We start from the raw sequence: 12435 nt of genomic DNA, 5'->3' as shown, positions 1-12435 counted from the left end.
AGCTGAATGGCCGGGTTTATTGTCAAACGCATGCTGCAAGCGATTTTCGCCACGCTCATCGTCACATTGCTGGTATCCTATGCCATTCGCATGACAGGCGATCCGGCATTGATGCTTACACAAGGGGCTGGCAGTATCAGCGAGGCCGATCTGGCTCGCATCCGTGAGGCGTTGGGTGTCAACGAACCTTTCTTCGTGCAGTATTTCGGCTTCCTCAAGGACATGATAACCCTCGATTTCGGGCGCAGCTTTCTGGGTGGAACGTCTGTGGCCATTCTGATTGGCAACGCCTTGCCGTCAACGCTGGTTCTGGCCTTCTGGTCCATGCTCATATCGATCGCCTTTTCCATCCCGCTCGGGATTACCGCCGCGATCCACAAAGGCAAGACCGTCGACCAGATCATCCGCGTCTTCTCATTGATTGGGTTGTCTTTTCCCAACTTCTGGCTGGCAATCATGCTGGTTCTGCTGTTTTCGATCACCTGGAATTTCTTGCCGCCAAGTGGCATGTCGGGCGGGCTGTCCTATATCATGCCGGCGGTGACGATGGGCGTCATTCTGATGGCGGTCAATGTGCGTCTTGTGCGTACCACGATGCTGGAAACGCTCAATTCGCAATATATCATGGTGGCACGCGCCAAAGGCCTTTCCGAGACCAAGGTGCTTTACAAACATGCCTTGCGCAACTGCGCCATTCCGCTGATCACGTATATGGGTTTGCAATTCGGGGGGCTTCTGGGGGGCATCGTCGTTATTGAGAGGGTGTTCAACTGGCCCGGCATGGGGACGCTGGCCTTTGATGCCGTGGGTGCACGAGATTATCCGGTGCTGCAAGCCTCCATCATGGTGCTTTCCCTCATGATCATTATCGTCAACCTGCTTGTCGACATTATCTATGGTCTTGTCGATCCGCGAATTCGCACGGAGTAGAGCCCATGGCAGAGAGCAAAGCGAAAAAACGCAGGTTCAAACCGGGCATGGAACTGATTGTGGGCGCGACTCTGGTCACGTTGATCGTGTTGTCGGCACTGTTTGCGCATCAGCTTTTTCCGGGCGGGTTTGACAAGATCGACCTGATGTCGCGTTTGACCCCGCCCTTTCTCAAATCGATCCACCCGCTTGGTTCAGACCCGCTTGGGCGGGATGTTCTGGCCCGTGTGGTTGCAGGTGGACGCATTTCGCTGCTGGTCGGGATCACTTCGGTCATTGGCGCAGTGGTTCTGGGGGTGGCAATCGGTCTGATTGCCGGTTTCTATCGTGGGCTTACCGACATGCTGATGATGCGCTTTGTCGATATCCAGCTTGCGTTGCCCTTCATCCTGCTGGCCATCACCTTCATTGCCATTGTCGGTGGTAGTCTGATGAATACCATCATATTGCTCATCGTTTCCCAATGGGTGCAATATGCCCGCCTTGTGCGCGGTCAGGTGCTGGCGCTCAGGGATCGGGAGTTCATTCTTGCGGCTCGCGCGATCGGCGTGAAAGACTGGCGGATTATCGTCCAGCATCTTTTGCCCAATCTTACAGGTCCCGTCATCGTTTTGATGACACTCAATGTTGCCAACAATATCCTTCTCGAAAGCAGCCTCACTTTCCTCGGACTTGGGGTGGATCCGACCATTCCTTCCTGGGGTGGCATGTTGGCGGAAGGCCGGTCATATTTGCAAACTGCCTGGTGGGTCAGCGTGTTCCCCGGCCTTGCCATCATGTTGACCGTGCTCGGGCTCAACCTGCTCGGCGACTGGATGCGTGACCGCCTTGATCCCACTGGAAAGACTTCACTATGACACTTCTTCTTGAGCAGACCTTCCCTCGCAGCGTCGATGTCTTGCGTGATCGCATTGCTGTCAAGGGGGACAAATCGGTCGAGTTGTGGCTGTTTGACGACCGGGTTAGCCGTCAGGCGCTTGAAAAGGCCCTTGCAGACAAGGGCGTCATTGCGCGTGTGCGAAGCAGTTTCAAACCGCTCGTAACCTTCTTTCTTGAAGACGTGGATATCGCGGGTCTTGCGACCGCATCGATTACCTATCCTGTTCACGATGCCGCGCCCGCCAATCGCTTTTTGCTTGAAGCCTATCCGTTGGCTGAAATTCTTAAACCTGCCGATGTGCATTTTGTCGCTGCGGAGACAGGGACAGACCTTTTCTATATCGTCGACCTGACCTGGAAAGATGGCCGCAAGCAAAGCCATAGGGTGCTTGCGCCGAATCATTTTCACAAGGATTGCATCGGTGAAGATGCTCTTTCTCCAACGGGTTGGATCCGCTGGCAAGACGGCTCGGAGGAACAGTTCGACACAGATATCGAGCAGCTCTTCTATGCGGCGCTTTCCTCTGTGTCGGACTTCGATTGGGGCAAGGATGAGCCCTATTTCGAGGAATTGAATATCACCGTTCTGCATCCTGCCAAGGATGAGTGGCTACCCATGTCGCCGGTGGATGCGATCATCAGTCTCAGGGAATCCCTGCATGAGGATTTCTATTTTTCCTTGCTTGAGATTTTTCAAAAGGTCTCTGACCGGCCAGTGGGCGACCGCGGTTTGATGCCGGGCCAGATTGTGCCTGAAATTCTCGAGGGCAGTAAAGACGGCTGTCTTTGGGTCAGGGTTGAAACCCGGCCTTTGACGCGTTCCGAGGCCGAAGCCGAAGATGTCGCGCCGGTCGAGGCGTTGATCACTCCCTTTACCGCTTGTCGTATTCGGCAGGAGCTTCAGACGATTGCCGGCGAGCCATTTGCCGCGACGTCTCGCGCGGGTCGTATCGTTTCTGCCTGTTACCACAAGGGATCAGACCGTCCCGTCATCATATCCGGTGGCCAGCACGCCAATGAGGTAACGGGGGCCGCCGGTGCCATGCGCGCCGGGCTTGAGCTTGCCAAACGCCCCAATGCCCATTTCACAATTTCGCCGCTTGAAAATCCTGATGGCTACGAACTCGGATGGCGCTTGCGCGCTGACAATCCGCACCATATGCATCATGCCGCGCGTTATACCGCCTTTGGCTGCGACCTGGAATATCGACCCGTAGATAGCCCGTTCGAGACTGCTATTCGTTTTGAAGCGGAACGGCTGACCGACGCCAAGCTGCACATCAATCTGCATGGATACCCGGCGCATGAATGGACGCGCCCTTTCACGGGCTATGTTCCGCGCGGCTTTGAGATGTGGACGCTGCCCAAAGGCTTCTTTCTCATTATCCGCCATCACGAGAGCTGGAAAAAGCAGGCCCATTCTCTCATCGAGCAGGTGACCGAAAGACTCGCCCGGAACAAGGCTCTTGTTGATTATAATGCGCAGGAACTGGCGCTCTACACGGCTCATGCGGGCAAGCCCGAATGGCCAGTCATCAATGGCTTTCCGGTCATGATATCGGTTGATGATCGCCACCGGGTGCCTATCACATTCATCACCGAATATCCGGATGAGAGCATCTATGGTGATGATTTCATCCAGGGGCACACGGCGCAGATGACCACCGCTCTCGGGGCCTATGACGCTTGGCAGAGCATGGAATTTCCCAAATAGCTTCAAGGGGTAGCCCTGACTTGCCTTGTCAAAGCGCGCGGGATGCTGCTTTTTGATAGTAAGCCAGGGTCTATGGGGCGATATATATGGCCGGTCGGGCGGTCCTGCGCACCTGTCTGTCTAGACGTCCGTGACCATGGAAACGGACTTGATCATCGCCTGCACTTTTTCGCCTTTTCTAAGATCAAGGCTGTAAAGACTCTTCTTCGAGATTCTTGCGAGAAGGGCCTGACCGCCGTCTTCTTCTCCCAGCTCCAGAAAAATATTGGCCATATAGGGGCCGAAAGGCTGGATCGTCTTGATGCGAACGCTGGGGGTATTCAGGATGGAGGATGACCCTTGCGGCATATGTCTGGACAGGGAAATATTGCTGGCTTCGACCCGCAGGCGCATTTTCGTTCCAATCGGTGACATGATGCCGGGGATCTGAAAGGGGAGCCCGGATACCATGATCGTACTGATTCCGAAATCCTCGTCAACGGAGGCGAGGGTGCCATTGAGCACGGAGGCGGCATCGGGCATGCTGGCAAGGGAAAGGCCGGGGTCTGCGAGCAGTTTCTGAAGCGGGCCGGCCGCCTTGACCTTACCATTCTCCATCAGAACCATCTGATCTGCGAGGCGTTCCACTTCGGCTATGTCGTGGCTGACATAGAGCATCGGAATTTTCAGCTCGTCATGGAGACGTTCGAGATAAGGCAGGATTTCGTTTTTACTGAAGCGGTCGAGCGCGGCCATGGGTTCATCCATCAGCAAGATGCTCGGGCAAGAAAGAAGTGCACGTCCAATTGCAACACGTTGACGTTCGCCTCCCGAGAGCTTCAGTGGCGACCGTTTCAGCAAGGGGGCGATGCCGAGCAACTCGATCACATCCTTCTGATCAAGCACCGGCATGTCAGACGATGGAGATGAGAGGGCTCGTTTCTGCCCGTATGTCAGATTTTGTTCGACCGACATATGAGGAAAAAGGCTGGCTTCCTGAAAGACATAGCCGACTGGGCGCTTGTAGGCCGGCATGAAATGGGACCTGTTCTGCCAGACCTCGCCCTTGAGAGAGAAGAAACCGTCTTTCATCTGATTGAGACCGGCGATACAGCGCAAAACGCTGGTCTTGCCACAGCCGGAAGGACCAAACAGAGCCGTGACGCCGGAGGCGGAAAGTTCGAAGGCGGCATCCAGTTCGAAAGTGCCTTGTTGTCCCCTGAAATGGGCCGAGATCATATCGGTCTTGTCGGGTTGCGCTTTGCTCATTGCATCCGTGTCCTCAAGCGCTTCTCGATGAGTGTGGTGCTGAAGATGACCAGAAACGAGAAGACCAGCATTCCGCCAGCCAGGATGTGGGCCTTGTCCCATTCCAGGGTTTCGACATAATCATAGATGGCAATGGAAAGCACTTTCGTTTCGCCCGGTATATTGCCGCCGATCATCAGCACGACGCCAAATTCCCCGACCGTATGGGCAAAACTGAGAATGGTGCCGGTGATCAGACCCGGCCTTGCCAATGGCAGCACAACGGTGAAAAAGCAGTCGATCGGAGAGGCTCTCAGGGTGGAGGCAACCTCCAGCGGCCGTTCACCAATGGCCTCGAAGGCGTTGCGAACGGGCTGCACCATGAAGGGAAAGGAATAGATGATGGAAGCAACGACAAGCCCGGGAAATGTGAAGGGCAAAGTTTGGCCAGTAATGGCCGCAATGGATCGGCCCAGCATGCTGTTCGGTCCCAAAGCGAGCAGCAGATAGAAGCCCAATACCGTTGGAGGCAGAACCAGAGGCAAGGAGACAAGTGTTCCCACCATCTCCTTCCACCAGCTTTTCGATCTCGACAGCCACCAGGCGACGGGCGTCCCGATCAACAACAACAAAATGGTAACCGTGATCGCCAGTTTCAGCGTCAAAATGATGGCTTCCAGCACTCTGTGTCCCCTTTTCGCAGTCCTTTATGCCGTTGCCTTTTGGGGCTGAGCTTTAGTCAACTCCATAGCCGAACTTGCGAATGATTGCCTTTGCCTTGTCACTCTTGAGGAAAGCGAGGAAGGACCTCGCGGCTTCGTCATCCGCACCTGTTTTCAGCAGGATAGCATCCTGTTTGATCGGTGTGTAAAGGTCCGTTGGCACAATCCATTGTGATCCTTCTTTGTTGTCAACAACTTGCGACAGGGCAACAAAGCCAAGATGAGCATTGCCCGAGATCACGAACTGATGTGTTTGCGAAATGCTGTCTCCGCGCACCAGCGATTTCAGAACCGCATCGGGAACTTTCAGGTTGGCAAGCGTTTCCATTGCCGCTGCACCGTAAGGGGCTGTTTTGGGATTGGCAATGGCCAGCTTTGCGAATTTGTCCGGTGTTTGAAGGATTGCGCCCTTCGCGTCGACCAGATCGGGATCCATGCTCAACAACACGATTTGGCCTCGAGCGTAAGTGAAACGGGTGTCAGCAACGGCGAGCCCTTCCGCCTCTGCCTTGATGGGGCGAGCCTGATCAGCGGCAAGAAACAGGGAAAAGGGAGCGCCGTTGGCAATCTGTGTGTAGAGCTTGCCGGTCGAGCCGAAGCTGAGAATTGCGCTATGACCTGTTTCCGTGTGAAAGGCGTCTGCGATTTCCTTGGCCGCGGCCGTGAAGTTGGCGGCTACGGCGACCATCGTTTCCCTCGCATAGGTCGGTTGGACTGCCATAAGGGAAAGAGCAATGAATGAGGTGGATAGCAATGCTTTGAATGAATGGATCATGAGAAAGTTCCTGACTCGTGTGTCAATTGATGGTGTTGTGTTGCTCCCACATGAGCCTTACTCAACACCGAGAATGATCTGGGACGCCTTGAACATGGCGCACATCCTGTCTCCGGGTTTGATCTCAAGGGATTGCGCGCTTTGCATGGTAATCACCACTGTCAATGTCTTGCTGTTTCCGATATCAAGCTGCACCTCGCAATTGACGGCACCGGGTGCCACAGAAATGACATTGCCGTGGATCTGGTTTCTGGCAGAGAGTTTAACCGCTTCTGTTTCCGCCATCAGGATGGGTGTGGACGCCTTTATAAGCGCAAAGGCTTCTGAGCCCTTTCGCAGCTCAAGGGACTCGATGCTGGTGTTGGTTATGACCGTTGTCAGAACCGTGCGATCAGAGACACGCAGCAGAACCTCGGAATTGACGGCTCCGGGGGTGATCTCCTCAACGATGCCGTGAAAGACATTTCTTGCGCTCGTTCGCATGGCAAAACTCCATAGCAGCGGATTGGAGAGGGGGGCAGCGCCCGGATTACCGGACAACTCCTGCTCTATCTCGGCGATAAACTGATTCAGCCGGATGGTCAGATGGCGGTGGGCTTGAAGAGCCCGGCGTCCTTCTTCCGTCAGAACAGCGCGGCCTCCTTTTCGTCCTCCCGGTTTGGCGTTGACCAATGGCGTACTGAAAAGATTGTTGAGTGCGTTCACGGCATCCCATGCGGCCTTGTAGCTGATGCCGAGGCTTTTTGCGGCTGCCGAGATCGATCCCTGTCGACCGATTTCATACAGCAACCGAAAGCGCTCCTCGCTGGCTCGGTGACCTGCCTTGTCGAGGAAGGAGAGGACAGGACGAACGGAGTGTGGCTGATTGGCCATGCGTGCCTTCTGCTTCGTTATGTAGTTGAACTTCATATCGCTTTATATGGCGAATATCAAATTTCAAGATATCTGTCAATTTTGTAGAAATACGGTTGTAACTGGCGGAAAACCGGCATGGTTCTGAAAAAAATTCCATGCATCGGTGTGACCAGTGCCTTTTGCAAGACGACGCGATGCATGAACTGGCTATCGAAACAGGCTGGCCAAGGAGATGGGGGGCAAAGGTGGTGCGATTGCGAGAGCAGCCTTGGCTCCGAAAAGAGGGCGGAGCAGCGAACGCCATTGTTGGCGGGCTATCGTCTCAGACAGGCCATATGGTCAAAAAGAAACGCAGAGGAGGGCTCGGTCAGACCGAGCCACTCTCCTAATTTTCCTGCATTGCTTCTTCGAATTCCTCTGCAATATCCGCATCGCCCAACACAATGGTCTGTGGTGTGCGTGTTCGCATCGGTGCGATGGGAACAAACTGGCTCTTTTCTTCGCTGTCAACGGCGGTGCGCTGGGTGATCCGCCAGAGCGTGAAGACAAAGATGCAGATATGGGCAATGGTTGTCGAAAGAAACAGGCCGTTCGGTCCGTTCAGGGTCATCAGGACGCCGCCGAGCAAGGGACCAACCATCGTGCCAGCTCCGAACAGCAGCAACAAACCACCGCTTGTCTGCATGCCCTGCGATGGATCTGCATGGTCATTGGCATGGGCGACGAGTACCGGGTAGAAGCTATAGATGGCCGCACCAAAGATGGCAGCATATATGGTGGCCGACGTTGCATCGGTTGGCGCAAAGATGAGGAAAACGGCATCTGAACCTATCGCCAATGCCGCGATGAGCAGAACGACAATGCGTCTGTCCACATGATCGGACAGATATCCCATAGGCAATTGCGAGATGGCTCCGGCGAGGATCGAGCTACTGACGAACAGGGCAACTCCGGAGACGGCAAGACCTATGCTGTTGCCATAAACGGCTGCCAAGGTGCCGAAACTGCCGTTGGAAACGCCCGTCAGAAAAACCGCAGCGACAGCAACTGGCGAATTTTTCCAAAGGCCCTTGAGGTCCAGGCTGACACGGGCGAGAGGGGCCGGGGCCTTGGATTTGGTAAGTGCTGTTGGCAGCAAAGCTATGACGTAAAAGATGGTTGCGATGGTGAAAAGCTTGTCGCTTTGCGGCGGTGCGATGGCAATCACCATCTGGCCTGCGGTCGAGGAAAACAGGTTCACCATTGTATAGGTGCCAAAAATCATCCCACGGGTATCGGTTTCGGACCGCTCGACAAGCCAGCTTTCCATGATCATGGCAGCGCCCGCAAAGGCAAAGCCAGCCATGGCGCGCAGGATGATCCAGGCGTAAGGCAGCATCAGCAAAGATGTGAGCATCACCGACAGGCAGGCGATCGCTGCCATGACACTGAAACCGCGAATGTGTCCTGCACGGGAAACGATGGCAGGGACTGTGAGACAACCGGATATGTAGCCTATCGCCCATCCGGTGCCTAGCAAGCCAAGTTCAAAGCTCGAAAAGCCTTCAATGCCGCCTCGAACCGGCAAGAGCATGCCGGTGAGACCGCCTGCAAAAAACAAAAAGAATGAGCCTAGCAACAGCGCGGCAATAGATATCAGACTACGGGACACGAATTCAGAAACCTTTTAGGTTGTGCTTGTTGAATAAAGCGATCTGAGGCAATCGGGAGCATGAAGCACCCGCCTTGCAATTTGGTGAACGAGAAAAGCAACAAGACGTCAAAATTGAGGCCTAGAGGAACAAATCCACCTTCTCGAACCTGGTTACATCGATAATGCCCATGTCCGAAATTCTGATTTCCGGAATGACGGCCAGGGCCAGGAGCGAATGTTGCATATAGGCATTGTTGAGATCGCAGCCGCAGGCTTGCATCGCCTTGACCATGTTTGACGCCTTTTCAGCCACGATTTCCGCCCGCTCATCGGACATCAGTCCCGCGATTGGCAGCTCGACAGTGGCCAGTTCCTTGCCTTCAGAGAAAATGGTGATGCCTCCGCCAACATTGGCCAAATGATTGGCTGCCAGCGCCATGTCCTGTTTGCTGGTTCCGACGATGATCATGTGATGGCAGTCATGAGCGACCGTGGAAGCCATCGCACAGGGTTTGTTGTAGCCGAAGCCCGAAACAAAGCCATTGACAACCCCACCGGTTGCCTTGTGTCGCTCTACCAGCGCGATCTGGCAGACATCTTTCTCGTCATCCATCTGGACCAGACCGTCCTTGACAGAAAGGGCTGCTTCCAGAGCCTTGGTTGGCGCCTGATTTTCAATGACCCCGATCACGCGGGCCGTGACTTCGTTTGCGCCCTCAGGTGCCTTGATATCGAAATCCGTCGCTTGTAGCGGCTTGCCAAGCTTGATGGTGTTTTTGGCAAAGTCGGGATAGCTGGCGGCTGGGATGTCGGCAACAAGGGTGCCATCTTTTGCCAGAAGCTTGCCTTGCGCAATGACAAGCTCGATTGGCAGGCTGGGCAAATCTGAAGTGATGATGATGTCGGCCCGGCGACCCGGTGTGATCGAGCCGATATCCCGTTCCATGCCGAAATGCTCGGCGGTGTTGATGGTCGCCATCTGGATGGCCGTGATCGGCTTCAGTCCCTGCGCGATGGCATGCCGGACAACACGGTTCATGTGGCCGTCATTGACCAGCGTGCCGGAGTGACTGTCATCGGTGCACAACACGAAATGACGCGGATCAAGCCCATCTTCGGTGATCGCCTTGATCTGTGCGGCGACATCGTACCAGGCCGAGCCGAGCCGCAGCATCGAGCGCATGCCCTGTCGCACGCGGGCAATAGCGTCCTCCTTGCGTGTTCCTTCATGATCATCGGCAGGCCCACCGGCAACATAACCATGGAACATCAAACCGAGATCAGGGGATGCAAAATGGCCTCCGACGGTTTTTCCTGCCTTCTGGGTCGCGCCGATCTCGCCAAGCATCTTGGGATCGTTCATGGCTACGCCGGGGAAATTCATCATCTCGCCAAGGCCGCAGCTTTGCGGCCATGTCAGCGCTTCGGTCACCTCGGGAACGCCGAATTCGGCACCGGCATTTTCAAGGCCCGGAGCAGACGGGATACAGGAGGGGACCTGTACCTGCACATTGATCGGCATATCCACCGCCTCGTCATGCATCAGCCTCACCCCTTCAAGGCCGAGAACATTGGCGATTTCATGGGGGTCGATGAACATCGAGGTCGTGCCATGGGGGATGACGGCCCGGCAGAATTCGGTAACCGTCACCATGCCGCTTTCGACATGCATATGCGCGTCGCACAGGCCGGGAACCATATAGCGACCGTTGACGTCGATGATTTCGGTCTTCTCGCCGATGGTATGGCTGGCGTCGGCTCCCACATAGGCAATGCGTCCGCTTACGATGGCCACATCTATTCCATCGATGATTTCACCCGAGTGCACATTGACCCATTTGCCACGGCGCAAGACGCTGTCAGCTGCTTTGCGTCCCATGGCAACATCGACAAGCAATGGGGCACAGTCGGACCAGGTTGGAATGGGCATGGGACCTCCGAATTTGTTATAGACCTTGGTTTTCTTGGGCGCACCTGGCTGGGTTGCCTTGAGGGAAGGGCAAAGCGGCGCAGTGATTTGCATAAACTATCCTGCCTGAAGGTTATCTTCCAGATGCCAAGTGGAAAAAGCGCAAACAAAAAGCCGCACCGGTGCAAGTCCGGCGCGGCTCTGTCTTATACAGGTTATTCGGTGATGAGGGACGCGTTTGCGCCCCGTCACACACGCCTATTCGGCAGGGGTTTCCTGTCCTGCGACATCATCTGTCGGGCGCACCATCACAAGGAAGGCGACCAGAGAGGCAATCGCAATCACGATACCACCAATATTGGAAATATTAGTTGGCAGGTTGAAGCCGATTTGAGCTTGCAGGATGAAGGCTGCATCAACGGCTGTCATGAAGACGGCAGGCACCGTTGCAATCCAGTGGAATTTGGCTTTGCGAGCCAGCCAGATAGCCGCGCTCCAGAGCACCAGCATGGACAGGGTCTGGTTGGACCAGCCGAAATAACGCCAGATGATGTTGAAGTCGACCAGCGAGATCACGAAGGCAACTGCAAACAGCGGCAGAGCGATCAAGAGGCGTTTGTTGATTTTTGCCTGATCGAGATTGAGAGCTTCAGCCAGAATGAGACGTGTTGACCGGAAAGCGGTATCGCCACTGGTGATTGGCAGAACAACAACGCCGAGGATTGCCAGGAAGCCGCCGACTACGCCGAGGAGGCTGGTGGAAACTTCGTTGACAACGGCGGTTGGAGACCCAGCAGCAATCACAGCCTGAAGAGCTTCTGGGCTGTCATAGAAGGTCATGCCGGCAGTTGCCCAAACGAGACCGATGATGCCTTCGGCAATCATTGCGCCATAAAAGACCTGACGACCGTTTTTCTCGTTGCGCATGCAACGGGCCATCAGAGGCGACTGGGTCGAGTGGAAGCCGCTCAATGCGCCACAGCTCAGCGTGATGAAGAGCAGCGGGAACAGTGGCAGATCTTTCGGATGAACATTGACCGAGAAGTCTTTGTTCGGCAGGAATTCATAGCCATGCCAGATCAGACCGATGGTGATGCCGATGGTCATGAACATCAAAAGGGCACCGAAAATCGGATAAAGACCACCAATGATCTTGTCGATTGGCAGGATGGTTGCGATGAAATAATAGATGAAGATCAGGCCGACCAGCAGCTGCACGTTGAGGCCTGTCATGTTGGAGAGCAGTTTTGCCGGGCCAAGAATGAAGACCACACCAACCAGCAACAGCAGAATAACAGAGAAAACCCTCAGGACCTGACGGGCAAACTGGCCCATTTCATCGCCGACAACTTCCGGGATGGATTTGCCGCCGCTACGTACGGACAACATGCCAGAGAAATAGTCATGAACGCCGCCGGCCAGGATGCTGCCGAAGACAATCCAGAGCAGGGCCTGCGGGCCATAAAGTGCACCGAGAATTGGACCGATGACAGGGCCCAGACCAGCAATATCAAGCAGCTGGATAAAGAAGACCTTCCAGGTTGGCATATTGACATAGTCAATGCCGTCTTCCTTGGTCCAGCAAGGTGTTTTTCTTTCAGGCTCAATACCAAATGTCTTTTCGACAAAATAGCCATAGGTGAAATAGCCGAGAATCAATATCGCGACGCATGTCAGGAAATAAAGCATACCGTTCCTCCATTCATGAGCAGTCCGAATTTTCGGGCTGCTCTTCTTCCCTGAGGCCGGACCCTAGTTAACAAAGTCTGAACCACCAAGAAAATGCATCTG

The 12435-nt window shown here is 54.8% G+C and carries 10 protein-coding genes; 3 read left to right on the top strand and 7 right to left on the bottom strand.

From position 1 onward, the window contains the following. Positions 1-6 precede the first annotated feature (6 nt). From ACHZB8_RS16245 to ACHZB8_RS16235, 3 genes are read left to right on the top strand one after another with little or no spacing between them, the layout of a single operon-like run. Positions 7-930, top strand: a complete 924-nt coding sequence (locus ACHZB8_RS16245) for an ABC transporter permease (protein WP_316861843.1) — start codon at positions 7-9, stop codon at positions 928-930. Positions 931-935: 5 nt separating this feature from the next. Further along, the gene (locus tag ACHZB8_RS16240; protein ID WP_316861841.1) at positions 936-1787 is read left to right on the top strand and encodes an ABC transporter permease; all 852 of its coding nucleotides are present in this window, start codon (positions 936-938) and stop codon (positions 1785-1787) included. Then, positions 1784-3523 (top strand): peptidase M14, encoded by a 1740-nt coding sequence (locus ACHZB8_RS16235; RefSeq protein WP_316861840.1) that lies wholly within the window; start codon positions 1784-1786, stop codon positions 3521-3523. The genes ACHZB8_RS16240 and ACHZB8_RS16235 overlap by 4 nt, the downstream gene beginning before the upstream one ends. Positions 3524-3643: 120 nt before the next feature. Here ACHZB8_RS16235 and modC read toward each other — a convergent pair whose 3' ends face one another. The 7 genes from modC to ACHZB8_RS16200 form a co-directional block, all read right to left on the bottom strand. Continuing rightward, complete coding sequence (gene modC, locus ACHZB8_RS16230; protein ID WP_316861839.1) at positions 3644-4771, bottom strand: molybdenum ABC transporter ATP-binding protein; 1128 nt, start codon at positions 4769-4771, stop codon at positions 3644-3646. Further along, complete coding sequence (gene modB, locus ACHZB8_RS16225) at positions 4768-5433, bottom strand: molybdate ABC transporter permease subunit (RefSeq protein WP_316861838.1); 666 nt, start codon at positions 5431-5433, stop codon at positions 4768-4770. Before modB ends, modC begins: the two co-directional genes overlap by 4 nt. A gap of 52 nt (positions 5434-5485) precedes the next feature. Then, positions 5486-6247, bottom strand: a complete 762-nt coding sequence (gene modA / locus ACHZB8_RS16220) for a molybdate ABC transporter substrate-binding protein (RefSeq protein ID WP_316861836.1) — start codon at positions 6245-6247, stop codon at positions 5486-5488. A 57-nt stretch (positions 6248-6304) separates the two neighbouring features. Beyond that, the gene (locus tag ACHZB8_RS16215; protein WP_316861835.1) at positions 6305-7120 is read right to left on the bottom strand and encodes a TOBE domain-containing protein; all 816 of its coding nucleotides are present in this window, start codon (positions 7118-7120) and stop codon (positions 6305-6307) included. A 367-nt stretch (positions 7121-7487) separates the two neighbouring features. Continuing rightward, positions 7488-8753, bottom strand: a complete 1266-nt coding sequence (locus tag ACHZB8_RS16210) for an MFS transporter (RefSeq protein ID WP_316861833.1) — start codon at positions 8751-8753, stop codon at positions 7488-7490. 121 nt (positions 8754-8874) lie between these two features. Beyond that, positions 8875-10665 (bottom strand): adenine deaminase, encoded by a 1791-nt coding sequence (ade, locus tag ACHZB8_RS16205; RefSeq protein ID WP_316861879.1) that lies wholly within the window; start codon positions 10663-10665, stop codon positions 8875-8877. A 237-nt stretch (positions 10666-10902) separates the two neighbouring features. Then, entirely contained in the window at positions 10903-12333 is a 1431-nt protein-coding gene (locus ACHZB8_RS16200) for a carbon starvation protein A (RefSeq protein ID WP_316861832.1), read from the bottom strand. Positions 12334-12435 lie beyond the last annotated feature (102 nt).

It is taken from the genome of uncultured Cohaesibacter sp. (genome assembly GCF_963556055.3).
Classification (GTDB): Bacteria; Pseudomonadota; Alphaproteobacteria; order Rhizobiales; family Cohaesibacteraceae; genus Cohaesibacter.
The sequence above is the reverse complement of the archived record's forward strand: the minus strand, read 5'-3'. Positions and strand labels throughout refer to the sequence as shown.